This window comes from Sphingopyxis sp., assembly GCF_016793825.1.
Taxonomy (GTDB): Bacteria; Pseudomonadota; Alphaproteobacteria; order Sphingomonadales; family Sphingomonadaceae; genus Sphingopyxis.
Genome location: NZ_JAEULM010000036.1, coordinates 27,874 through 51,331, shown reverse-complemented (window position 1 = coordinate 51,331; position 23,458 = coordinate 27,874). Strand labels below are relative to the sequence as shown.

Here is a 23,458-nt window from a genome sequence, read left to right as displayed (position 1 = left end):
GATGGTTATCCGAGGGCGGTGTAGCAGGCAGAGGTTAAGAAATACGGACGATCGTCCGTGGACTGACAGTCCCATACTCCGCGACTTCGTTGGCATGGAAGATTTCAACAAGGAGTTGGGAAAGCGTATCCGCCGCAGGCGAAAAGAGGTCGGCTTGTCTCAGGAAGACCTCGCTCTTTTAGCGGGCATTGACCGCTCTTACGTGGGTGGAATCGAAAGGGCCGATCGCAATGTATCGTTCTCGATTCTATGCAGGCTGTGTCTGGCACTTCGATGCGATGTAGCTGCGCTCACGCTGGGGATACCGCCAGCTCAGACCTGAGATTACATCAGCGAGCGCTATAGGTCGCTCTGTCGCTAGACTTTCAGGCGAAAAACCTGACCTGACCCATCGAGAGTAAGTTCGTGGATCATGTCCACGCGCGCGCCATCCCAATGGTAACGGAAATGTCGCCCTTGCACGGGCTTTTCGACGACATCCGGCCAGAAGGCCGCGATGCATTCGCCGCCGAGGTTGCGGACGGAAGGGTAAACCACCCCATCCTTGCCGGCATCGCGGTGCTGACGGGCAAAGGCTTGCGACGGCGCATAGTCGTCAGGCGCGAGCAGGGCATCGAAGCCCTCCGCCCGGATATCCACGAGCTTGGCTTTTACGGCGCCCACCAGCTCGCGTATATCCGAGATCCAGCCTGGCTCGTCTCGGGTGTCGAGCAAGCGCTGGGCCTGGTGATATGTCACTTCGGCGATCGCCGTCTCGAACGTCTTGGCGGCATAATAAGCGCCGAAATGGCCGTCGTGGAAGCGCCCCGGCCGATCAGGAGAGCAATGGGTGAAGGGCGCCATCACATAGCTCGCCCCTGGCCCGGACACCCGGCGTTCGACCGGGACGAGGTCGAGATTGCCGATGGTCTCGGCAATCCGCGGATTGGTCTTTGCTTCTGCCGCGGCGAGCAGCTCCCAATCCTCGGGATCGGCGAGATCCTCGAACAGGTCGATCGGCGGATATTTGCTCTCGATCAGGCGGACGGCCGACGGCCACGCGATCGGAGCCAGCGGTGCATCGGGCATGGGTGGATCACCAAGCTCCGCGATAGCTGTCGAGATAGCGTCGTACCCGCATCAGATCGGTCAACTGCCCACCGAGCATGACCTCGAGCGCCGAGCGCTCGCCAAAGGCGCGGTTGGGCGCTTTGATCCAGCGATAGCCCCGTTCCGTCTCGGTGTAGAGCAGACGGAGCGCCTTATGAATGCCGATCAGGTTCGACAGGCGCGCGGCCAGATCGACATTCCATCGACCATATTCACCCTGCTTCCAACGCTGATAGGTGCGGACGGCGATGTCGCCGAGCAGGCGAGCAGCCTGGGCATCAGTGACGCCCCAATTATCGAAGAGGCGGATCACGGCGCGCTGCATGGCCTGCACCTCCGCGTCCGAAAAGTGCGGCGCGGGCGGCGGCGGCGCAGCCTTGATTGCGACAAGTTCCATAAATGCCTCCTGCGACAATTGGCGTATATATGATCTTTTCATGCCAATTGTCAATGTTGCGTGTGCGCATTCGCTAGCCGCTGCAGGAATATCGGCACGTCGGAAAATTGGAACATCCGTGGAATTGACCGAACCGTCCGCTCCGGTCCAGAAGCTTTCCGCCACAGCCTGTCGGGCAATCGCGGCGGGGTTCCAAGCCTGCAAACAAGCTCGGCTGATTGTCTGTGCCCTGGCGCCGAGCCTTGGACACGCGGTAACGCCGCTTCTTGTGCTCCCACGGGTGGACATTGCTGTCGAGCGCCCAAATGCCGCGACGACATTGCTGGGCATCCTCCAGCGCTTCGATATATCGTTCGTCGGGACCATAGCGTTCCAGAACCCAGGCCCATCCATTCAGCACCATCTCGAGTTCCACATTTCGCGGCAGGCGCAGATCCCAAGGACGTTTGGTTGCGGGAGGATCCTGGTGGGCGACGGGAAGATAGGGAACGGCAACGATCCGGCCATGCCGGTCGACAATACCGCCAGTGTCCATCTTCGTAAGAATGGCGAGGTCGACCGATTTTCCGCCGATGATCGACTGCAGAAATGCCTGTGCTTCTGGACCTCCTGGCTGATCCATTTCAGGTGCATCGACGAATCCTAGTCGAATGGCGACCTCGACTGCAGTGCCGCGCCCCGGATGATAGATGCGAGTCAGAAATCCGTCGCCGTCGATTACCTTGATGACGGGTACACGCAGCATTTCGAAATCAGGCTGTTCCGGTGCCGTCAGCATCGCGCATTCCTAGGCATCGGTTGGTGCTGGATCGAACTGTTTCCAATCGAGTCGGATGTGATCCCTGGTGGTTTTGGGTAACGCCTTGCGGTCGACCATCCGGGCGGACACTTCAAAATCGGCTGAGATCTTGACGATTAGGACCTTGCTGAAATTACGCCGAAGGTTGAGCGTGACGATGTTGCTCTGCTTGAAGGGCGTGATGGTCTTCACCTCGACAAAATCATTCCCGAGCCGCCCGTCTGAACCCTTAGCGTAATTTTTGTGCAGCCGGATGCCGTATGCGATGGCACCGTAGAGTTCGCCTATGTCGCCATAAACTTGCAGATGCCGGCCGGTCAGCCGATGATATTCCTCGGCGGTATCGAGCAGATCCTCAAAGATTGGAATCAGCGAAGGGTCGGCATGGGGATATTGTTCGCGAAGTAGCTGCTGCTCGTAATGGTAGTCGAGCTCTGCCCAACTCACCCACTCGCCATCATCCCAAATCGCGTTGTCAGGCCCCAGCATAGTCTTTTCCATCAGCTTCGAGCTCTGTCTGGACTGAATAGCTGACGATATCTTTAAAGGGGGGCTGGAATGGCTTCAGGCGGGCGTGCGGGCAATTACAAGGCGCCTCAGCTCCTCGCGCAATTCAGCCTCGCTGGCTTCGATCGCCACGGTCGCGATCTCCAACCGTTCGCGACCATCTGCGAGACCATGCATCTCAACTTTTCGACCATTCGCTCCCGGCACTGCGGGGTAGAGGAGAACAAGACGCGGAGAACGATAGATCCGGGCATAGGCCATCATCTGATAGACATCGGCCTGGCTGACGCCGTTGGTCAGATTCTTCCACTTGGTATCGAGGATAATTTCAACCTCGCTGCCGCGTCGTACCAATATATCGGGCCGGGTTGAAAAACTGGTCCCGACCGTATCCTCGCCTTCTCGCCACGGACCAAGGCAGTAACGGAGGCCGCCCTGCGTCACGACATCCAGCCCGCTATCGGCGAGAGCCCGGCGGAGCTGGGCCGCCACATAAGCCTCGAACAGTTCGTTCATCGGAAAGAGCAGCGAAATGCCTTCAGGTTCGTGGCTCGCGGCATGGGTCTCCTGCCAACGCTGACCAAGGAGTAACCGGGCGAGTTCCAGCAAGGCGTTCCACCGCCGGCTCGAACGGTCGATGCGAACCTGCTTCCATGGCAGCGCGCCCGGCCTGACTGTTCGCACCTCGTCGAGCAAGAAGCGAAGTTCGGCGAGCTTGCGCTGAGTAGCCATCGATCGCGTGTGCCGCGATACGAATAGTACGCATGCCTTCATGATCTGCATTAGCGGTATGTCGACCGATAACGCGTCGAACCGGCAAGCGAGCCGATCGGGGCGAACCGCGTGGACGGTAAACTGTCGTACCGGGTCCAAGCGCCCCCGCAGTGCGCGTAGATCTTCGTCGAAGCTCTGATATTGCCTTGGCAACCCGTGCCGCACCTCGGCAAGCAGCCGATCGGCAAACAAGGTGATGAAGAGGTCGAGTAGGCTATCGGCGCGGTGAGACATCGCCGCCGCCTCACCTGTCGAAATATCCAGCCCAAGCGCGACATTGAGCATATGCATCAACCGGCCGCGGACGGTCGATGGCACATCGTCAGGAGTGGCCGGATCGACCTTGGGCAGGATTTCGAGACTGGCCCCACGCGCTGCGATGACGCCGACCATCTGGCGCGCTCGCAGGTGGCGATGATGGTCGCACAATATGTCGGTGCCATCGGTGCCGCCGAAGGGGTGTGCTCGTGCCGCGGCAAGGAGGGCATCGGCCTGGCCGCGCGTGAACCCGTCGCCTCCCACTGCGACACGGCCCCACTCGTGGACCGTGCGATGCGTCACTCGGAGATCTCTTCGGAGGCGGCATTGGCTGAAAGTGGAACCTTGCCGATCAATTGGTCATAGGCATCGGGCGCAAAATCGCGCCGGACGCTCCAGCTTTCGCGTTCCTCGCCTTCGCCGCCCGTCGGGTCGCGCAGCTTGCGGCAATCCAAAAAGGCGCCGCCCCGGCCGGGGCGTTCACCCAGCACAGCGGCGACGCGCGCCCAATCCTCGAAGAAATATTCCTGAAGCAATGGAATGACCTTGTCGCGCATCGTCGCGTCGATCGCGGCACGGTCACGGCTGCCGTCGCCGAGGAAAAAGGCATGGCCGATCCGGTGCTCGCGATCGACCAGATATTCGATGCGATCGTTGATCACCTCCAGCACCCGGCGCAGCGGCACACCCTCGACCGTTTCAGATAATAGCGATGCATCGGGGGCTAGCTCACGAAACAGGAAACGCCGCCGCAGCGCGGTGTCGAGCAGCGCGATCGAGCGATCGGCGGTGTTCATCGTGCCGAGGATGTGGAGGTTGGCGGGCACCGAGAATGGCTCGCGCGAATAGGGCAAGCGTAACTCGATCGCATTGGCTTCGCCGGTGCGCTTGTCCGGTTCGATCAGCGTGATGAGCTCGCCAAAAATCTTGGATATATTGCCGCGATTAATCTCGTCGATCACCAGCACATAGGGCTCCGGCTCGGGCGATCCGCCATCGGATTGCTGGCTGTTGATATAGGCTTCAAGGGCGGGAATGCTGACGTCGCTGCGCGTCATCAGATAAACTGACCGCATCGAAAAGCTTTTGGCATAGATGTCTTCGACCGCAGCGCCCGACTTGTCGATCCAAAGCCAGTTGACCTGGCGACGGTGCGAGTAAACCCCCGTGGGCCGCGGAACATATTCATAGTCGCCGATCACTTCGCCGATTGCACGAAACTTGGAGTTCCCCTTCGACACCACGACAAGATCGCCCTGTTTGATCCAGTTGCGGAAAATCATCGGACATTGCACACGGCCGGTCTGTGGCGTCGGTGCGGGGCGGCCGTTGTCGGGATATTCCCGGTCATCCGCCGCCGCCTCGGCTTGCCGCTGCCCGGCGAGCAATGCGACGAAACACGCCTTCTTCCGGGCTCAAAGAGAAGCCGGCGCTACCGTTTACGCCTTCTTCCGCCTCGGAATTGACCTGCGTCGGGCGCAAGCCCTCTATGAATTCCTCGTAGCTATAGTTCTGATGGAACGTAACGAAATCCACGCGCCGTGCTTCAACCAATTCATCGTAACGCGCCTTGAGTTCGGCGCGTCGCTGGGGGTCCCAGAGCAGCCCGTCGCCCTCGGCAAGTCGATCACAGAGCCGGACGGCTTCAGCGACCGTGGCATAGGTTTTGCCGGTGCCGGGTGGGCCGTAAAGGATCAGGTTGACGGCGGCCTGATGGTGATCGTCGAGCTCAGCATTCTCTTTCATTTCCGATAGGCCTTCCATCGCTTTGGCAATATCCGCGCGAAGGCGATAACTCACCAGTTTGTCCGCACCATATTTGAGATAGTTAGGCGTGCCTCCACCGAGTGGCCTGATACGAACGGGGAGCCGGTCCACCAGGATCGCTTTTACGATGCCGAGATCGGTTTCGATTTCCTGCGCTTCGCTGGCCTTATTGGACTGAGCTCCAACCGGTTTTGCGCGGTAGGCGACCACCCCTGTGGCGCGATTCTGTTGTTTCTCAGGTGCATAGGCCGTCCCGTCGGCATCGAAGAGCATTATTGGCGATTCTGCGACCCCGACAGCTTGGCCTTTCACGATCTCCAGCCCGAGCTTTTCGAGGTGCAGTCGGGCTTCTGTGCCGTTGCAATTCTTGCCGTCGAGAGGGGCACCCCCAGCCATGAACTGATGAGCCACGCCGAACACCGCCTTCGAGGGGTAGCGAGAGCCGTCACGGACGACCCAGTAGTCGATATCCTTCCCGAACCCATAGCTGTCGAGAAACGCGTCCAACCCCACGGCCCCACATTCGTCGATGGCTTTGTTCACTGCGTCCAGATCCGGCCGGGGTCGGCGCTTGTCGCCGGAATAGCGGCGATAATAATTTACCGTCGTGCGCAGGTTGCTGAGATCGCGGTACAGGTCGCTGGTCAGTGGCACCTTGGACGGGTTGGGTCTGTTCAGCGCCTTCTCGGTCGAGGAATAGCGCAGACTCTCCATGACGGAGTCCAGCTGATCCTCTTCGTAAAGCGCGTCCAAATCGCCATAGGCTTTCGCTAGTTGCCGTGCCTCGGAAAGCTTGGTGGCAACCGTATTCGAACTGTAATTCGCCTCCAGCCAGGCGCGGAACCCCGCTTCGTTCACGTCATTCCCCCCATTTTCGATCAGCCAGCCTTCGCCCGCCGTCCGCGCTTCTGCCTGGGCGCGGCGGCGCGCTCGGCGCGAATGCGATCGAGTAGGACGCTGGCGGGTTCGTCATTGGGGTCCTGCGGCACCAGTTCGCCACGGAACGCCCTGCCAAGGATCGACGCCTCCAGCCGGTCGATCAGCGCGCGGGCACGGGTGGCCTCGGCCTTCATGCGGTTTGCGCGGGCGAAGGCGGTGCGAAGCACAGCAACAAGCCCATTTTGAACCTCGGTTGATGGCGCGGGCAGTTCGAGTGCCAAAAATTTAGCTTGTGTGAGATTTAGGCCACTGTCGCTGATTCCCGTTTTCATGACTTCGATCCGCTCTAGCGCCTGCGGCGAATTCAACATGAACGTCAGAAAGGCAGGGTTCACGTGCTCCTTACAGCGCAGGCGGTACATTTTATCGGCAAGCATGAGCCGCGGTCTAGTGGTCTCCACGAGGCAAGTTACACCGCACCGGACCCGAGGTCCTGCCCGCGTCACAAGCACGTCTCCCGCCTTAACTTCGATAGACGGTCGCGGTGCGAGACCGGGAGGAAGAACTTTATTCTCGCCTGACCGGTAGGCGATTGCTTGGACTGCGGTCGTTTTCAGTACGGCCCATTCATCGCCAGTAGATGAAGGATAGTTCTCACATTTTGGGCTCCAGCCCTGATCAAGTGTCTCGATGAGGTCACCTAGGGCCAAGACGCGATGAGCAGCCGCTCGATCATAGGCTTCGCGTAAAGCGGCCAAGCGCAAGTTCGCCGCCAGCACCGACACCCTCTCCAGTTCCGCTCGCGCGCGGGCAAGCCGGGCGGTCAGCGCGTCCAGCTTCGCGACGATGCGGCGTTGTTCGGCTGCTGGAGGCAACTGAAACTCGAAAGAACCGACCTCCTCGGCGTTGACGCGTGGACGGTCGCCCTTGTCCAAAGACGCGGTGTACTCAAGAAACCGCGCGGACATCATCACACGTTTCAACATCGACGACAAAACGCCGGGATAAGGCGCAAACGGTAAAATCTCAGCCGATGCGCAGCCGTCGAATGACGCTTCGATAACCTTATTCAAATATGGCCTAAGGCGACCGTACAAGACATCGCCAGCGCGAAATTGCGCTACAGCGCTTCTGACGTCCGCAGCGCTTCCCACCGTAATCAATCGACTAGTCTGAGGTTCGATGTGCTCCAGGCCGACGAACGGAGTGGCCCCTAGTGTCGTAGGATTGGCTTTGTCTGACCGGACTGAGGTGACTTCTCCTATTGTCGTTTCGGCCCATCCCTCCGGCAACATCACTGTGCCGTCTCCTCGACAGCAGCGTCGCTATCTTCGCCGCCCAATTCGCCCACCAACGCCTCGATCTCCTCCAGCGCCAGCTTCAGATGCCCTTCGATCGCCGACGCGATCTCCTCGGGGGTGTCGAGCCCGTCCTCGGCTTCGTCGCTCGTGTCCTTGAGCCAACGGATATTCAGATTGTCGCCGTTCGCTGCGATCTCTTGGCGTGTGAAGCTGCGGAAGCGGCCCTCTTCGCCCTCGTCCCCGCGGCCCGCGCCGCCCAGCGGATCGCCGCCGAAGGCTTGGACGAAGGCGTCAAAATCGGCGCGCTTCAGCGGGTTGGTCTTGCCATAGGCGGGCGCGCCCGACCGCATGTCGTAGATCCATACTGCTTCGGTTGCATCTTGCACAGGCGCCTCCTCGGCGGCGCGGGTGAAGAAAAGGACGTTGGTCTTGACCCCCTGCGCATAGAAGATGCCGGTCGGCAGGCGCAGGATCGTGTGGAGGTTGCACCAGCTCATCAGCCGCTGCCGCAGAAGCTTGCCGCGCCCGTCGTCGAACAGCACATTGTCGGGTACCACGACCGCGGCGCGGCCGCCGGGCTTTAGCGCGCGTATGACATGCTCGACAAACGGCAGCTGGTAGGAGGAGACGCGGTCGGTGATCGTCAGATCATCGCGCGTCGGCGGCCCGCCCGCAGGACCGAAAGGCGGGTTGGTCAGGATCAGGTCGGCATTTTTGAACCGCGCCTCGCTGCCCTTAGGCGACAGCGTGTCGCCGAGGTCGAGATGGTCGGGGTCGATCTTGTGCAGATGCAGGTTCATCAACAGCAGGCGGAAGGTATCGGGCACATTCTCGATGCCGCGGATCGCCTCGCCCAACTGAAATTTCTGAAGCCGTTCGGACAGCTCGAAATAATCGTCGGTCTTTGCGCGCATATGCTGGTCGGCGGCGATTAGGAAGCCGCCAGTGCCGGCAGCGGGATCCTGGATCACTTCGCCCGGCTGCGGCTGCATCAGATCGACCATCACCTCGATCAGCACGCGCGGAGTGAAATATTGACCGGCGCCGCGCTTGGTCTCTTCGGCCATCTTCTGGAGCAGGCCTTCATAGGCGTCGCCGAAGGCGTCGCGCTCGGCGGTGAACCAGTGGAGGCCGTCGATCGCGTCGATCAGCTTGCGCAGCGTCGCGGGTTCGCGAACGACGGTCGTGGCATTCTGGAAGATCGCGACGACCGAACGGTCGCCGACCTTCGCCGGATCGCCGAGGTCGAGCAAGGCGCGCTTGTAGACGTTCAGCACCTCGGCCTCGTTCGCCGCGGTGATCGCGCGCCAGCGATAGCGCTCAGGAATGCGACTTTCGTCCTTCTGCTCGGACGCCATTTTCAGGAACAGCAGGTAGGTCAGCTCGGTGACGTACTGCTGATAGGTGATACCATCCTTGCGCAGCAGTGCGCACAGGCGCCACAGCTTGTTCACGAGATCGCTAGCGGGATTCAACTTGTCACTCCTTATGCGGCGGCGCCGCTATCCCAGATCGCGGCGTTCAGGTCCATCAGCACCTCGCCAAGTTTATGGTCGAATTCCTTGTCGATAACGGGGAAGCCGCCATTCTGGGCGAAGAGCGGATCGGACAACAGCGCCGGATCGCCGACCGGCTGATCCTTCAGCGCGCGGCCGATACGCTGTAGCCAGCGGCGCTGGCCCTGCGTCCAGTCGCGACTGGCGAGGATCGCCTGTACGCCATTCTCGACCCGCGTCTCATAGGGCACCAACGGGTCGCCGAGGGCGGCCTGACGGACGAAGCCGATGATATGCGCCGCGATGTCGGCGTTGCGTGCGGTGCCATAGGCGCGGCGCAGGCGTGCCTCCGAATAACCTTCGGCGTCGAGCAGCAACGCGATTTCCTTGAGCTCGGCGCGCGTCAGGTCGCGCGGGCGCTGCGTCGCGGCGACCAGCGCCGGCACCGCATTCATATTGGCGCGAATGAACGCCTCGAAGCCCGAGATATAGTCAGCGGGCGAAGCCTTCTCGCCATAATCATCCTCGACCGACACCAGTTCGTCCTCATGCTCGGACACGAACATGCCGTCACCCTTGTGCCGGTTCGGCGTGTCGAGCAGTATCGCGAGCGACGGATGTCGGCGGAACAGGTCGAGCGTTTCCGCGGGGGCGGCATCTTTCAGCCGGTCGGGTAATGCGGACAGATCGCCCAGCACCTGCGCCATCGCCTCGCGCTTCTCCTCATCCAGCCGCTTCAGCCGTTGGCGCAGTTTGACGACGATCTGGTCACGGACGAGGGCTCGGTCCGCGTCGGTCGGCGCGCGATCGAGGTCACGCACCAGGTCGGCAAAGCTCAACGCGGGGTCGACAACGACCGGGCGCATATCGGTGAAGTCCTGCAAATTCGCGTAGATATCGACGGCGTCAAAGATACGGAAATAGGCCTTGCCGATTTCGTCGCAGCGGCGTGTCGCGCGACCGATCATCTGGTCATAGAGGATGCGGCTGTTCACGCGGCGAACGAAGACCAGGTTGGTGATCGACGGCACGTCGATGCCGGTGGTCAGCAGGTCGACCGTCACGACATATTTGGGCCGCGGGTCGTTCTTGAACGCCTTGATCGCATCGAGCGGCTTGTCGACGCTTCCCGTGATCTTCTGGACCATGTCATGCGGCTGCGGCCCATATTCCTCTTCTAGCGCCTCGCGCAGCGCCTTGACGAGGATATCGGCATGATCGTCGCGCGCGGCGAAGAGCAGGGTCTTGCCCGGCTGGTCGGGCGGGCATTCGGCCGCGACTGCTTGCGCCACCGCCTTGTTGAACGCCTCGGTGTAAACTTTCTTGTTGAAGTCGGCGACTTCGAAATCGACCTGATCCTCCAGGTTGAACAGATCGAGTTGTCCAGTTCTTGGATCGACAATCGAAACCTCTTCGCCTGGTTCAAAGACGATGCCGGTCTGGCTGAGCGCGGTGGTGATGCGGCGCGGGGGGCGGTGGTCGATCAGATAACCGTCGATTACCGCCTGGCGATAGCCATAGGAAAAGACGGGCCGCCCGAAAATTTCGCGTGTGTGGAGCGCCGGGGTCGCGGTCAGCGCGACCGTCGTCGCGTCGAAATAATCGAGCACGCGGCGATAGGCCGAGAGATAATCGTCGAGGGTGCGAAACTCCAGATCGTCCTCGCGCAGCTCGGCGTCGAGCGTATAGCCGCGGTGCGCCTCGTCGACGATGATGAGGTCATAGGTGCCCGGCGTCGGCCGCTCGCCGTCGCCCTCGTCGAACAGCCGGCGGACCATCGCCTGCACGGTCGCGACCTGCACCCGTGTCGTCGCTTCGGGAAATTTAGTCGCAAGGTCGGCGACGGGGAAGACCTGGTCGAACTTCAGAAAGCCCGAGGTGTCGGTGGTCGACATCGCGTCGAGCGTCTGGCGGCCGAGTGCATTGCGATCGACGAGGAAAAGGATACGCCGGAATCGTTTCGCGCGGAGCAGTTCGTACATCAGCGCAATGGCAAGCCGTGTCTTGCCGGTGCCGGTCGCCATTGCGAGCAGGATCGCGCGTTGACCCTGATCGATCGCGCCGGTTACCGCCTCGACGGCATGCTCCTGATAGGGCCGCAAACCAGAGACACCGACTTCGCGTTCTGCCACTGCGGTGAGCGGCTCCCCGACCTTCTGCTCCAGCCGCTCGACCAGATCGCGGGGGGAAAACCATTCGGCAAGCGCCCGCGGCGCTTCTTTGGTGCGCGCGTTCCAGAACCAGATCCCGGATTTGATGGCTAGCTGCTTTACGTAGGGGCGCCCGTTAGTCGCAAAGACGAAGGGCACGCGGAACCGCTGGTCGCCATCGAGCCATGGTCCGCCAGTTGGGACGGCGTCGATATCAAGCGCGATATCGCGGGCGTAGCGTTGCGCCTGGCTCAATCGGCCTGGCACGTCGGTCGCCCCCCGCTTCGCTTCGATTACGCCAACGCAAGAACCGTCCACAAAAAGCGCGTAGTCGGCGGGACCGCTCTTTGTTGGCCATTCTGCGATCGCCATGTTGCGACCAAACTCCGGTCGAGCGCCACGCGCATATCGGATAAGCGCGCTGTCGACTTCCCAGCCCGCATTGCGAAGCTGCTCGTCGATCAGCACCCGCGTCGATTTCTCGTCCAGCTCGATCGAATCGGCCGCCGTTGCGGCCATCGATGCGAGCAGGTCGAGTTGCACGGGTGCCGCCGCCTCGGCCTGCTTCTGTATAGCCGAAAGTTCTTGCTCGGCGGCGGCCGCTTTGGCTTCGGTCTCCGCCGCGTAGGCTTCCCAGAAGACGCGTTCCTTCTCGCGCTGATCGGCATTCTCCATCGCCTCGCGCCGCGCCGCCTCGGCGTCGCTCGCTGCAAGGCGCGCTTCCGCCTCTGCATCGCGACTCGCTTTGACCTGCGCCCGCAACTCAGCGAGTTCGATTTGCAATTCTTCGGAGATGTCTTGAGACGATGCGGGCGGAACAAATGGCCCCGCACGGAAGCCTGGCTGATTGTTGTAGGCCTGATGAAACCATATGGCGAGATTGCGGGCCAGTTTCAGCGCCCCGAGGGCTTCGCTGGGCGTGCCCGCATCGTCATGCACTGCCTTGTTGCCCTGCCGTCGGAGCAAATGGAAAATGTCGCCGATCTGCTGAGGCATGAGCGATCGCCTCCGCAATTGTGAAAGTACCTCGTCAAACGAGGGCGACCCCGGCGGCAATAGTGCATGTGTTGCCGCTATTTCTTTCGCCATCGCCTCTGCGAAGGATCGAAGTTTCGTCAGCGCCGCAGGGGCGTCATCAAAGACGTAACGCTCAGCAAGCCTGGCAAGACGAAATAGGCGATCGTCAGCGGCCTCTAGAAAGGCAAAGTTCGAAGATCCCCCCTCAGTCACCAAGGCATATTAGCTGCTCCAGTGTTTCGCTCAAGTTAGCAATCACTGTACGCTCCGGCAAAGCGTGAAATCGCTGCCGATGCTGAAATTGCACCTCGATCCCGCGCGCCCAGTCAGTTTTTACAGGGGTTCAGTAAGTCATTGAAATCGCTAGGGTGGGTTCTGGCGCTTTTTACAGCGAAAGCCGCAGAAATCCTCGCAGAATTTCAGCTTGGGAAGCTTCTGCTCTGCCATTGAGCTACACCCGCGTGCCGGTTTTTGGCCTTTGCCGCGTCCGGCGTCGGCGGTCAATCCTTCGCGGGGCCGGATGCTCCCACAAAAAGCAGCTTGTGGCGGGGGCCAAGGCGCAATAGCGGCTTGGGCACCAAGAAGGGGAGAGATGCCGGTGTTCGAGACGCTCAGCCTCGCCAGCCTGCCCGCCGCCGACGAAGCGATCCGGCCGGCGATTCGTGCCATCGCCGCCGAGGCCGCGGCGGCTGCCGGCACCGCCCAGCGTGCGCGTTCCTGGCAGGGTTATGACGCGGCCTTCAGTCGCCGGCTGGGCGAGGCGGGCTTTCTCGGGCTGACGCTCCCCAGGCGCTATGGCGGGCATGAACGCGGACCCTTCGCGCGCTTTGTCGTCGTCGAGGAATTGCTGGCGGTCGGCGCGCCGGTTGCCGCACACTGGATCGCCGACCGGCAGAGCGCGCCGCTGATCCTCAATTTCGGCGACGAGGCGCAGCGCGACCATTATCTGCCGCGGATCGCGCGCGGCGAGATTTTCTTCTGCATCGGGATGAGCGAGCCGGGATCGGGGTCCGACCTTGCGAGCGTACGCACGCGCGCGGTGCGCACCGCAACCGGCTGGCGCGTCAACGGACAAAAGATCTGGACGTCGGGCGCGGCGCACTGCGACTATATGATCGCATTGCTCCGCACGTCTGGCAGCCCGGAGGATCGGCATGCCGGCCTGTCGCAACTCATCATCGATCTGAAAGCGCCGGGCGTCACGATTCGCCCGATCCGCGATCTGTCGGGAGATGCGCATTTCGCCGAGGTGTTCTTCGAGGATGTCGACCTTCCCGACGGGGCGCTGATCGGCAACGAAGGCGAAGGCTGGAAACAGGTCACCGCCGAACTCGCCTTCGAACGCAGCGGGCCGGAGCGTATCTATTCGAGCGTGGTGCTCCTCGACGCCTGGATCCGGCATCTGCAAGGCATCGGTCGACAGGATGCCGCAACGCTCGCGCTCGTCGGCGACTTCACCGCGCGGCTGGGCGTCTTGCGGGCCATGTCGATTGCATGCACGGCTCGCCTTGCGGCGGGCGAAAGCCCGGTGACCGAGGCCTCATTGGTCAAGGACCTCGGTACCGCCTTCGAACAGCAGTTGCCGGCCCTGATCGGCGACGATCTTGCGGCGCATCCCGACGAAGCCATCGATACCGAACTGTACCGCACGCTGCTTTATGTCACTCATGTGGCACCCAGCTTCTCGTTGCGTGGCGGGACGCGCGAAATCCTGCGCGGGATCATCGCGCGCGGGATGGGATTACGGTGAAGGGGCCGGCGCGATGAACGAATTTCTCGAACCCTTCGAACGGATGATCGCAGACCTCTCGCCGCCCGCGACGGTGCGCGCGATCGAGGCGGGCGAAAGCGCCGATGCCTTGTGGAACGGCATCGCCGGATCGGGCTTCCTCGATGCGCTGGTGCCGGAGGATCGCGGCGGCGCGGGTTTGCCGCTCGCCGAGGTTTGCGCTCTGTGGCAGGCGCTCGGCCGCCATGCGGTGCCGTTGCCGGTTGGCGAGACGATGATCGCGCGCGCGCTGCTCCCCGACGCGCCGGAAGGGCCGATCGCGCTGGCGACCGTGGGCGCGGCAGGGGAAACCATCGTTCCCTTCGGCCGCGTCGCGCGCGATATCCTCCTCGAAACGCCGCGCGGGCTGCATCGGATCACGGCCGACGGCGAACCGATCGGCGCGTTTGGCAGCACGGCGCTTCGCGTGCGCGCCGATCCGGGCGATGCGACTGTCCCGGCGCCTGCGGGCGGCCTGCGCGCGATTGCGGCGATCCTGCGGGCCGCCTTGATCGCGGGCGCCGCCGACCGCTTGACCGCCATGACCGCCGTCTACGCCAACGAGCGCATCCAGTTCGGCAAGCCGATCGGCAAGCAGCAGGCGCTTCAACAACAGATGGCGGTGATGGCCGAGGATATGGTCGCTTGCCGCATCGCTTCGCAGATCGGCTGCGCAGGGGGGCTGCCACCCGGTCTCGCCGCCGCGGCGACGGCCAAGTCGATCGCGAGCAGCGCCGCTGCCCGTCTCGCCGCAACCGCGCATGCGGTTCACGGTGCGATCGGGATCAGCGAGGAGTTCGACCTCCAGCTCTACACGCGCCGCCTCCACGAATGGCGCCTCGCCGACGGGTCCGAGACATACTGGAACCGCCTGCTAGGCGCCGCGCGACTGGCCGATGACGGCGGGTCGGTCGATTATGTCCGGGCGGCCGTCTGACCGAAGCATGTCACCGGGCGGATTCGAGGATGGTTTCCATCGCGACGAAGGTCGATGTACTCGCGACATGCGGCAAGCTTGAGATCTTCTCTCCCAGCACGATGCGATAACGGCGGATATCGGGCGTGCGGACTTTCAGCAGATAGTCAAAGCTGCTGGCGATCATGTGGCACTCCTCGACCTCCGGGATCTGCCGTACCGCCGTGTTGAACCGGCGCAGCGCCTCCTCGCGCGTGTCGGACAATTTCACCTCGGTGAAGGCGACATGGTCGAGGCCGACCTTGGCCGGATCGACGATCGCGCGAAATCCGGTGATCAACCCGCTGTCGACCAGACGTTTCACCCGCTGCTGACACGGTGTCTTCGACAGCCCGACCCGCTGCGCGAGATCGGTATAGGTGATGCGTCCGTCGCGCCCCAGGATCGTCAGGATCTTGCGATCGAACTCATCCAGATCGACTGAGGAAATGCCATTTTTCATACAATCTACCTAATATTCTCCAAAAATTTGGTCAAATCATATATTCAGATCATCAAATGAGGTCGGATCGACTTCTGTGTATATGCTAAAGGCCGTGGCATGACCCAGCCCACCGACCGCGCCGCCCTTCGCGCCCTCGCCCGCCGTCCCGAAACCGACATCGTCGCCGACCTGCGCGCCGAGCTGGCCCGCTCGCCCGCCAGTGTCGTCGCGACCACCCAGCGCGGCCTCGCGCTCATCCGCAAGGCAAAGGCAGAGGGCGACCGGGAAACGCTCGTCGCGCAATTGATGAATCGCTACCGCCTTTCGACCGAGGAAGGCGTCGTGTTGATGTGTCTGGCCGAAGCGCTGCTCCGGGTTCCCGACAGCGCAACCGCCAACGCGCTGATCCGCGACAAGATCGCGGGCCGTCACTGGAACGATGGCGAGGATGAAGACAGCCCGCTGATCGTCGCGCTCTCGGCCCGCGGGCTGTCGCTCGGGTCGGCGACGCTGATGCTCGGCGCGATGGGCAGCAAGGCGAACCCGTTGTCGCTGCTCAAATCGATGATCCGTCGTTCGGGCGAACCGGTGATCCGTCAGGCGGCGCTCGCGGCGATGAAGCTGCTCGGCCAGCAGTTCGTGATGGGCGAGACGATCGATGCCGCGGTCAAGCGCGCCGACAAGGACAAGTCTGAACTGGCCAGCTTCGACATGCTCGGCGAAGCAGCGCGCACCGCCGCCGACGCGCGGCGCTATTTCGACAGCTATGCCAAGGCCATCGAGCGAATCGGAAAGAGCGCGAAACCCGGCGACCCGCACGCAAATCACGGCATCTCGATCAAGCTGTCCGCGCTTCATCCGCGCTATGAATATTTTCAGGACGCGCGCGTTCGGCAGGAACTGGTCCCCGGCGTCATCGAACTTGCCCGCGCCGCGCGCGACGTCAACATCCCGCTGATGATCGATGCCGAGGAAAGCGACCGGCTCGAACCGCATATGGACGTGTTCGCGGCGTTGATCGAGGCCGGGATCGCGGATGGCTGGACCGGGCTCGGTATCGTCATCCAGGCCTATCAGAAGCGCGCGCCGGAAGTGATCCGCTGGGTCGCGGCGCAGGCGCGGGCGCGGGGCGTCAAGCTGTCGATGCGTCTCGTCAAGGGCGCTTATTGGGATACCGAGATCAAGCGCGGACAGACCATGGGCCTCGGCGACTTCCCGGTCTTCGCCGCAAAGAACCACACCGATCTCAACTATATGCACTGCACGCAGATCCTTCGCGACAGTCAGGATTGCATCTTCCCCGCATTCGCGAGCCACAATGCGATGACGCTCGCCTTCGTGACCGAGCTGTTTGCGGGCGCCGACTATGAACTGCAGCGGCTGCATGGCATGGGCGAGGGCGCGCATGACGCGATCATGGCGCTCTATCCGCCGCCACGGCCGGTCCGCGTCTATGCGCCGGTCGGTACGCACCGCGACCTTCTCGCCTATCTTGTCCGCCGCTTGCTCGAAAATGGCGCGAACTCCAGCTTCGTGCATCAATTCTCCGACCCCGACGTCACTCCCGAACAGCTTGCGGTCGATCCGCGCAGCATCGCGAGCACGCCGTCGACGATCGCGACGGGTCTGGGCCTCTTCGACCCCGTGCGCCGCAATTCGCGCGGCTACGACCTTGGTGAACCGGGCGTGCCCGAAGCGCTGACCGCGGCGATCGGTAAGGCGCGGCGCGGCGATCTCGTTGCCGCGCCGATCATCGGCGGCCGGACGCAGGGCGGGGTGACGGGGCCGGTCCTCAATCCCGCGACGGGAGCCATCGTGGGTCAGGTGATCGAGGCCGACCGCGCGCAGGTCGAAGCCGCCGTCACCGCGGCACGCAAGGCGCAGAGCGACTGGAGCCTCGCGGGCGGCGCCTTTCGGGCGGACCGTCTCGAACGCGCAGCCGACTTGCTGGAGGAGCGCGACGCGCTCTTTCTGGGACTCGCCATGGACGAAGCGGGCAAGACGTTGCTCGACGCCATCGCCGAAGTGCGCGAGGCGGTCGATTTCCTCCGCTATTATGCGGCGCAGGCGCGCGCCGACTTCACCTATCCGGTCGCGCTTCCCGGCCCGACCGGCGAACGCAACGAACTGATCCTGGAAGGCAAGGGCGTCTTCGTTTGCATCAGCCCGTGGAACTTCCCGCTCGCGATCTTCCTGGGGCAGGTCTCGGCTGCGCTCGCTGCCGGCAATGCCGTGCTGGCCAAGCCCGCCGAACAGACCCCGCTGATCGCACACGCCGCGGTCGAATTGCTGCTCGAAGCGGGCGTGCCCGCCGATGTCCTCGCCTATCTCCCCGGTCGCGGCGAGACGGTCGGTGCTGCTTTGACGAGTCACAATGACATCATCGGCGTCGCCTTCACCGGCTCGACGGAGGTCGCGCGGATGATCAATCGCAGCCTCGCCGGGCGCGACGGCCCGATCGCGACGCTGATCGCTGAAACCGGCGGCGCGAACGCAATGATCGTCGATTCGACGGCGCTGCCCGAACAGGTCGCGCGCGATGCCGTTGGCTCGGCCTTCCAGTCAGCGGGACAACGTTGCTCGGCGCTGCGCCTGCTCTGCGTGCAGGAGGATGTGGCGGACACGATGATCGAGATGGTTGCAGGCGCGATGGCCGAACTCAACGTCGGCGATCCCGCGATTCTCGCGATCGACGTCGGCCCGATCATCGACGACGAGGCGCAGGCGAATATCGCCGCCTATGTGGCGGAAGCGCGTGCGGCGGGCCGGGTCATTGCCGAGGCGGGCCGGACGAACTTGCCTGCCGGCGGTCATTTCGTGCCGCCGGTCGTGATCCGGCTCGATGATGTCACCGACCTCAAGCGGGAAATCTTCGGCCCCGTGCTCCATGTCGCGACGTGGAAGGGCGGCGAACTCGATGCACTGATCGATGCGATCAATGCCTCGGGCTATGGCCTGACGCTCGGCGTCCACACACGGATCGACGGCGTCGCGGCGCATATCGCGGCGCGGGCGGAGGTCGGCAACGTCTATGTGAACCGCAATCAGATCGGCGCGATCGTCGGCTCGCAACCCTTCGGCGGGCGCGGCCTGTCGGGGACCGGTCCGAAAGCCGGCGGCCCGCACTATCTGCACCGCTTTGCCGAGGAAAAGTCGATCTCGACCGACATCACCGCGGCGGGCGGCAATGCGGCGTTGATGGCCGGCTAGGGTCCCGATCCTAGTCGACGGGTCGGATCGCCATCGCGACGTCGCGGGCGAAGCGCATCTTGCCCGCGACCCCTCCGCCCTTGCCGGGATCGTCATAGGTATAGACCGCCAGCACCTTGTTCCCGACACTGGTCAGGCAGCCGCCGAGAATGATCGGATAGACGACCCCGCCGCCATTCACGTTGAGCGTGCCGCCCAGATAGGCGCAGTCCTGGTCGCTTCCGCGTGGCGCCAGGTCGCCGGCGATCTCCATCGGCGTCTCCAGGACGTCGGAGAGGCCCTTGGCGGCCCGGTCGGTGGCCGCGTTGCTCGCTACGCCCGTCTGCCAATCCGCCTTGCCGAACTCGGCGTTGATGGCGCGCAGGAATTCAGGACGACTGATCATTGTGGTCAGCGCCGTCCGCGGCGACTTGATCAGCATATAGTCGTTGCCGGGCCCTTCGGCCCGCCCCGCCTGGTCGCAGCGGATCAGCGTCGCGAGCGTGATATTGTCGCGATCGCCTCTCGCCAGCGTGTCGGCGATCAGCTTGTCGCTGTTCACCGGTTCGCAATAGCCCGCCGGCATCGGCGCCGTCAGCGTGACATCGTTGATCGTGAACGTGACCCTGTCGGCGGCCTGCGCGGCCGTCGACAGCAGCGACGCGGCGGCGATCGCCGCAAAAGCCCAATTTTTCATAAACCCACCCCTTATGCTCCCGGCACGCCTAGCAGCTGTGCCTGCGCTTTCAATCGTCCCGTCGCGTCCGGGTTCGCGGCAATGCCGTCGCGGAGCGCTTGTGCGGCCTTCGCCGTTTCGCCCAGCGTCATGCGGCTGCGCATCAGCATGATCCAGCGGTCGACGTTCTTGGGATCGGCTTTGAGCTTGGCTTCCAGTCCGCTCACCATGCCCTCGATCATCGCGTCCTGCTGGCCCTTGGGAAGCTGCGATGCCGCCTCCATATCCGCGCGGCTGGGTCCCGGGATCGCCCGCGCCGCGACCGGCATCTCTTCGGCCTTCAGCGGCCGTGCCTGCGTGTTCATCAGCCGCGCCGCGACGTCGATCTTGTGGATCGCCCCGACCTGCTCGATCGTGCGGCGAAGGTCGGCTTCCCAAGGGGCGCCCTGCGGGGTTTCGGCCAGCAGCGCGAACCAGTCCTCGATCGCGCCCTTGTGATCGCCGGCCACGTCTTTTTTCACGGCCATGAAATATCGCGCGCGCGGATCTTTCGCGTCGAGCGCGATCGCCTTTTCGAACGCCACCAGCGCATTGGCCGGCAACGGGTCGCGCTTGCTGGAATAAACCCGGACTTCGCCCAGCGCCGACCAGAGCCCGGCCGAATCGGGCGAAAGCGCGACGGCCTTTTCATAAGCCGTCGCCGCGCCCGGATAATCTTCCATGTCGAATCGCGCCGCACCCAGCGCGGTCCACGCTTCGGCGCTGTTCGGCTCGGCCTTCACGCGCGCCTCCAGCGCGGCCAGCTGGCCATCGGGTGCAGCAGGTGATTCGGAGAGCGTGGCCGCCGCCGAATCGGCGGAATCGCGCCAGGTTGTATAGCCGATCGCGGCGGCCAGCAGCACAAACGCCGCGATCAATATCGCCCGGTTCGTGGGCGTCATCCCGCTGCCCATCTTCTTGCTCTCGTTCATCTTTGTCCCCTTTGTGCGATGCACCAAAAAACATGGGCGTCGCGTGCTGGCGTCTTGCCTTTGCCTCGCGATGGTGTAGCCTTTGACCCGCGAGGTCGGTCAACGACAAAATCGTCAGTGGGGTCGCACCGATTTTCCCAGACAACAGGGGAGGGGTGCAGTGGCAGTATCGGATCACGTCGATTTTTCGACGTTCATGGAAGGCGTAAAACGGCGCAATCCGGGGCAACCCGAGTTCGTCCAGGCGGTGCAGGAAGTGTCGGAGGACATTTTCGACTTCATCGCCGACAAGGAACAATATCACGCGCAGCAGATCCTGCGGCGTATTGCAGAGCCTGACCGGGTCGTGTCTTTCCGCGTGTGCTGGGAGGACGACAACGGCAATATTCGCGTGCAGCGGGGCTGGCGCGTACAGAACAACAACGCCATCGGGCCGTACAAGGGCGGGATTCGCTTCCACCCCAGCGTGACCGAAAGCGTCCTCAAGTTTCTGGCCTTCGAACAGACGTTCAAGAACGCGCTGACCGGCTTGCCGATGGGCGGCGGCAAGGGCGGGTCGAACTTCAACCCGAAGGGCAAGAGCGTGCGCGAGATCATGCGCTTCTGCCAAAGCTTCATGACCGAGCTGTACCGCCATATCGGCGCCGACATCGACGTGCCTGCGGGTGACATCGGCGTGGGCGGGCGCGAAATCGGCTTCATGTTCGGCCAGTACAAACGCATCACCAATGAATTTACCGGCGTGCTGACCGGAAAAGGCCTCGAATGGGGCGGCTCGCTGATCCGTACCGAGGCGACAGGCTATGGTGCGGTCTATTTCCTCGCCAACATGCTGGCGGCGAAGGGGCAGGATCTGGTCGGCAAGACGGCCGTCATCTCGGGTTCGGGCAATGTCGCGACGCATGCCGCGGAAAAGATCGTCCAGCTTGGCGGCAAGGTGCTGACCTTGTCCGATTCGGGCGGCTTCATCCACGATCCCGACGGCATCACGCAGGAAAAGATCGACTGGGTGAAGGCGCACAAGACGCATCGTCGCGGCCGGATCGAGGAATATTGCGACGAGTTCAAGGGGGCGAGCTTCACCGCCGGCAAGACGCCGTGGGGTGTGAAGTGCGATGTCGCGCTGCCGTGCGCGACGCAGAACGAACTGCTGGGCGACGATGCAAAGGCGCTGGTTGCCAACGGCTGCATCGCGGTCAGCGAAGGCGCCAACATGCCGACCAACCTCGACGGCGTGCATGTCTTCAAGGATGCGAAGATCATGTTCGCGCCGGGCAAGGCGGCCAATGCCGGCGGCGTGGCGGTGTCGGGCCTCGAAATGAGCCAGAACAGCGGACGGCGGAGCTGGAACGAAAGTGAATTGCAGCAGATGTTGAAAGACATCATGGATGGCATTCACACGAGCTGCCTGACCTATGGCGACCAGGGGAATGGCTATATCGATTATGTGAAGGGCGCGAACATCGGCGGCTTCAAGAAAGTCGCAGACGCGATGCTGGCGTTCGGGGTGGTGTGATTACGGTCTAGGCGCAAAAGCGCCAGGCGGGAAAAGGGGACACGCAGGATGACGACCGACGCGATAGTGAAGCGCGGCGAGCGACCGCGGGCGGCCATGGTGGCGTTCGCGCTGCTCCTGCTCGCGCTCGTGATCGCCGCGGTCGTCGCCGCCCCGCCCGCCCGGTCGCAGGGCGGCGAGGCGGGCCGCTACACCGGGGTCGCGTCCTGCGCCGGTTCGACGTGTCACGGCCGGATGGAAGGCGATGGCATCGTCGTCCGCCAGGACGAGCTGATGAAATGGCAAGAGCCGTCGAGCGCCGGCGGCGCACACAGCCGCGCCTGGGCCGTGCTCAGCAACAGCCGCAGCCAGTTCATCGCGCGCAACCTGGGAATCGGTGACCCGTCGAAGGCGTCGATGTGTCTCGGCTGCCACAGCACCGCGGGGGCCAGCCGCGGCGCGGTGCCGGTCGATGACGGGGTCGGGTGCGAATCGTGCCACGGACCCGCCGGCGGATGGATTTCCAGCCATTATGCGGGCGTCGGCACCAACGCGGACCCCGATCGCGAAATGCGCGACAAACATCTCTCGAACCTCCGCGCCGGGCTCTGGAAGCTCGAGGATCCCGTCGTGCGTGCCGGAGTTTGCGTCGATTGCCATTTCGGATCGAAGGGCGAAGGGCAGTTCGTCACGCATCGCATCATGGCCGCGGGCCACCCGCGCATTTCCTTCGAACTCGACCTGTTTTCGTCGCTGCAGGCGCATCATCACGAGGATGCGGACTATGGCTGGCGCAAGTTCGGATCGGGCGGGGCGCGCACCGACCATGTCCAGATGTGGGCGGTGGGGCAGGCGGTCGCGCTCGAACGCAGCCTCGACCTTTTCCAGTCGAAGCGCGGGACCGAGGGGATGTTCCCCGAATTCTTCTTCCTCGATTGCCATAGCTGCCACCGCCGCATCTTCGATCAGGCGAAGCCGCTGCGCACCGGCGTCGACAATCCGGGCCGCGCGATGGCGGGGGGCGAGAAATGGCCCGAAGGTATTCCGCCCTATAATGACGAAAATCTGATCATGCTGTCGGCCGCCGCTCGCCTCGCCTCGCCGGCGCTGGCCGAACAGCTTGCCGCCCGCACCGCCGCCTTCCACCGTGCGATGACGATCGACCGGCCGAGTGCGGTTGCCGCCGCGGCGAAGCTGGCGGAAACGGTGTCGGCGCTGAAGGGCGCGTTCGCGGCCCGCAGTTTTTCGGGGGCCGATGCGTTCGCGCTGGTCGATGCGATCTCGACGCCCGCGATCAACGATCGCCTCACCGACTATGCGGGCTCGCAGCAGGCGGTCATGGGGGTCGATACCTTGCTCAATTCGATGGTTTCGTCGGGACGGGTCACCGTGGGCGCCGCGGCGGGCATTCGCGCCGACATCGACCGCGCCTATGCCGCGGTCAAGGACCCCAACGCCTACAAGCCCACCGATTTCCAGGCCGCGCTGGGCAGCGCGGTGCGCTCGATTCGGGCGCTGCGGTAAG

19 protein-coding genes are annotated in these 23,458 nt (G+C 63.2%); 6 read left to right on the top strand and 13 right to left on the bottom strand.

Going from position 1 to position 23,458, the window contains the following annotated elements; all coding sequences use genetic code 11:
- Nucleotide 1: 1 nt before the first annotated feature.
- Entirely contained in the window at nt 2–322 is a 321-nt protein-coding gene (locus JNM03_RS11495) for a helix-turn-helix domain-containing protein (RefSeq protein ID WP_367235815.1), read from the top strand.
- A 35-nt stretch (nt 323–357) separates the two neighbouring features.
- On the opposite strand, the gene JNM03_RS11490 is transcribed toward JNM03_RS11495, so the two are convergent.
- The 10 genes from JNM03_RS11490 to hsdR all read right to left on the bottom strand — a co-directional run bounded on the left by JNM03_RS11490 (nt 358) and on the right by hsdR (nt 12,647).
- Nucleotides 358–1,068: an RES family NAD+ phosphorylase gene (locus tag JNM03_RS11490; protein WP_294036732.1), complete on the bottom strand. Its 711-nt coding sequence runs from the start codon at nt 1,066–1,068 to the stop codon at nt 358–360.
- A 7-nt stretch (nt 1,069–1,075) separates the two neighbouring features.
- Complete coding sequence (locus JNM03_RS11485; protein WP_294036730.1) at nt 1,076–1,486, bottom strand: antitoxin Xre/MbcA/ParS toxin-binding domain-containing protein; 411 nt, start codon at nt 1,484–1,486, stop codon at nt 1,076–1,078.
- 73 nt (nt 1,487–1,559) lie between these two features.
- Complete coding sequence (locus JNM03_RS11480; RefSeq protein WP_294036728.1) at nt 1,560–2,264, bottom strand: thermonuclease family protein; 705 nt, start codon at nt 2,262–2,264, stop codon at nt 1,560–1,562.
- 9 nt (nt 2,265–2,273) lie between these two features.
- A complete protein-coding gene (locus JNM03_RS11475) occupies nt 2,274–2,774 on the bottom strand; it encodes a hypothetical protein (RefSeq protein WP_294036726.1) in 501 nt (166 codons plus the stop codon).
- Nucleotides 2,775–2,849: 75 nt separating this feature from the next.
- On the bottom strand, nt 2,850–4,127 hold the full coding sequence (locus JNM03_RS11470) for a restriction endonuclease (protein WP_294036725.1): 1,278 nt from the start codon (nt 4,125–4,127) through the stop codon (nt 2,850–2,852).
- Entirely contained in the window at nt 4,124–5,212 is a 1,089-nt protein-coding gene (locus JNM03_RS11465) for an AAA family ATPase (RefSeq protein WP_294036723.1), read from the bottom strand. The genes JNM03_RS11470 and JNM03_RS11465 overlap by 4 nt, the downstream gene beginning before the upstream one ends.
- Nucleotides 5,172–6,449, bottom strand: coding sequence for a hypothetical protein (locus JNM03_RS11460; RefSeq protein WP_294036721.1), 1,278 nt, complete (start codon nt 6,447–6,449; stop codon nt 5,172–5,174). The genes JNM03_RS11465 and JNM03_RS11460 overlap by 41 nt, the downstream gene beginning before the upstream one ends.
- A gap of 20 nt (nt 6,450–6,469) precedes the next feature.
- On the bottom strand, nt 6,470–7,543 hold the full coding sequence (locus JNM03_RS11455) for a hypothetical protein (protein ID WP_294036719.1): 1,074 nt from the start codon (nt 7,541–7,543) through the stop codon (nt 6,470–6,472).
- Nucleotides 7,544–7,764: 221 nt separating this feature from the next.
- Nucleotides 7,765–9,246 carry an N-6 DNA methylase gene (locus tag JNM03_RS11450; RefSeq protein ID WP_294036718.1) on the bottom strand — a complete coding sequence of 494 codons (1,482 nt, stop codon included), beginning with the start codon at nt 9,244–9,246 and terminating at the stop codon, nt 7,765–7,767.
- A gap of 11 nt (nt 9,247–9,257) precedes the next feature.
- Nucleotides 9,258–12,647: a type I restriction-modification system endonuclease gene (gene hsdR, locus JNM03_RS11445; RefSeq protein WP_294036717.1), complete on the bottom strand. Its 3,390-nt coding sequence runs from the start codon at nt 12,645–12,647 to the stop codon at nt 9,258–9,260.
- A gap of 385 nt (nt 12,648–13,032) precedes the next feature.
- On the opposite strand from hsdR, the gene JNM03_RS11440 reads away from it, so the two are divergent.
- Nucleotides 13,033–14,184 carry an acyl-CoA dehydrogenase family protein gene (locus JNM03_RS11440; protein WP_294036716.1) on the top strand — a complete coding sequence of 384 codons (1,152 nt, stop codon included), beginning with the start codon at nt 13,033–13,035 and terminating at the stop codon, nt 14,182–14,184.
- A gap of 13 nt (nt 14,185–14,197) precedes the next feature.
- Nucleotides 14,198–15,139, top strand: coding sequence for an acyl-CoA dehydrogenase family protein (locus tag JNM03_RS11435; protein ID WP_294036715.1), 942 nt, complete (start codon nt 14,198–14,200; stop codon nt 15,137–15,139).
- A gap of 10 nt (nt 15,140–15,149) precedes the next feature.
- Here JNM03_RS11435 and JNM03_RS11430 read toward each other — a convergent pair whose 3' ends face one another.
- On the bottom strand, nt 15,150–15,620 hold the full coding sequence (locus tag JNM03_RS11430; protein WP_294036713.1) for an Lrp/AsnC family transcriptional regulator: 471 nt from the start codon (nt 15,618–15,620) through the stop codon (nt 15,150–15,152).
- A 99-nt stretch (nt 15,621–15,719) separates the two neighbouring features.
- On the opposite strand from JNM03_RS11430, the gene putA reads away from it, so the two are divergent.
- The gene (gene putA / locus JNM03_RS11425) at nt 15,720–18,812 is read left to right on the top strand and encodes a bifunctional proline dehydrogenase/L-glutamate gamma-semialdehyde dehydrogenase PutA (protein ID WP_294036711.1); all 3,093 of its coding nucleotides are present in this window, start codon (nt 15,720–15,722) and stop codon (nt 18,810–18,812) included.
- 10 nt (nt 18,813–18,822) lie between these two features.
- On the opposite strand, the gene JNM03_RS11420 is transcribed toward putA, so the two are convergent.
- Both JNM03_RS11420 and JNM03_RS11415 read right to left on the bottom strand, forming a co-directional pair.
- Complete coding sequence (locus tag JNM03_RS11420) at nt 18,823–19,488, bottom strand: hypothetical protein (RefSeq protein ID WP_294036710.1); 666 nt, start codon at nt 19,486–19,488, stop codon at nt 18,823–18,825.
- 11 nt (nt 19,489–19,499) lie between these two features.
- On the bottom strand, nt 19,500–20,438 hold the full coding sequence (locus JNM03_RS11415; RefSeq protein WP_294036709.1) for a tetratricopeptide repeat protein: 939 nt from the start codon (nt 20,436–20,438) through the stop codon (nt 19,500–19,502).
- A 160-nt stretch (nt 20,439–20,598) separates the two neighbouring features.
- On the opposite strand from JNM03_RS11415, the gene gdhA reads away from it, so the two are divergent.
- Together gdhA and JNM03_RS11405 are read left to right on the top strand one after the other, a co-directional pair.
- On the top strand, nt 20,599–21,954 hold the full coding sequence (gene gdhA / locus JNM03_RS11410) for an NADP-specific glutamate dehydrogenase (protein WP_367235804.1): 1,356 nt from the start codon (nt 20,599–20,601) through the stop codon (nt 21,952–21,954).
- Between the two features lie 48 nt (nt 21,955–22,002).
- Nucleotides 22,003–23,457, top strand: a complete 1,455-nt coding sequence (locus tag JNM03_RS11405; protein WP_294036707.1) for a multiheme c-type cytochrome — start codon at nt 22,003–22,005, stop codon at nt 23,455–23,457.
- Nucleotide 23,458 lies beyond the last annotated feature (1 nt).

Excerpts from the sequence above, each read along its gene's own strand:
- JNM03_RS11430 (WP_294036713.1), bottom strand. The coding sequence starts at position 15,620 with ATGAAAAATGGCATTTCCTCAGTCGATCTGGATGAGTTCGATCGCAAG.
- JNM03_RS11475 (WP_294036726.1), bottom strand. The coding sequence starts at position 2,774 with ATGCTGGGGCCTGACAACGCGATTTGGGATGATGGCGAGTGGGTGAGT.
- JNM03_RS11480 (WP_294036728.1), bottom strand. The coding sequence starts at position 2,264 with ATGCTGACGGCACCGGAACAGCCTGATTTCGAAATGCTGCGTGTACCC.
- JNM03_RS11495 (WP_367235815.1), top strand. The coding sequence starts at position 2 with ATGGTTATCCGAGGGCGGTGTAGCAGGCAGAGGTTAAGAAATACGGAC.
- JNM03_RS11435 (WP_294036715.1), top strand. The coding sequence starts at position 14,198 with ATGAACGAATTTCTCGAACCCTTCGAACGGATGATCGCAGACCTCTCG.
- JNM03_RS11405 (WP_294036707.1), top strand. The coding sequence starts at position 22,003 with ATGACGACCGACGCGATAGTGAAGCGCGGCGAGCGACCGCGGGCGGCC.
- JNM03_RS11490 (WP_294036732.1), bottom strand. The coding sequence starts at position 1,068 with ATGCCCGATGCACCGCTGGCTCCGATCGCGTGGCCGTCGGCCGTCCGC.
- JNM03_RS11420 (WP_294036710.1), bottom strand. The coding sequence starts at position 19,488 with ATGAAAAATTGGGCTTTTGCGGCGATCGCCGCCGCGTCGCTGCTGTCG.
- putA (WP_294036711.1), top strand. The coding sequence starts at position 15,720 with ATGACCCAGCCCACCGACCGCGCCGCCCTTCGCGCCCTCGCCCGCCGT.
- JNM03_RS11485 (WP_294036730.1), bottom strand. The coding sequence starts at position 1,486 with ATGGAACTTGTCGCAATCAAGGCTGCGCCGCCGCCGCCCGCGCCGCAC.
- JNM03_RS11415 (WP_294036709.1), bottom strand. The coding sequence starts at position 20,438 with ATGAACGAGAGCAAGAAGATGGGCAGCGGGATGACGCCCACGAACCGG.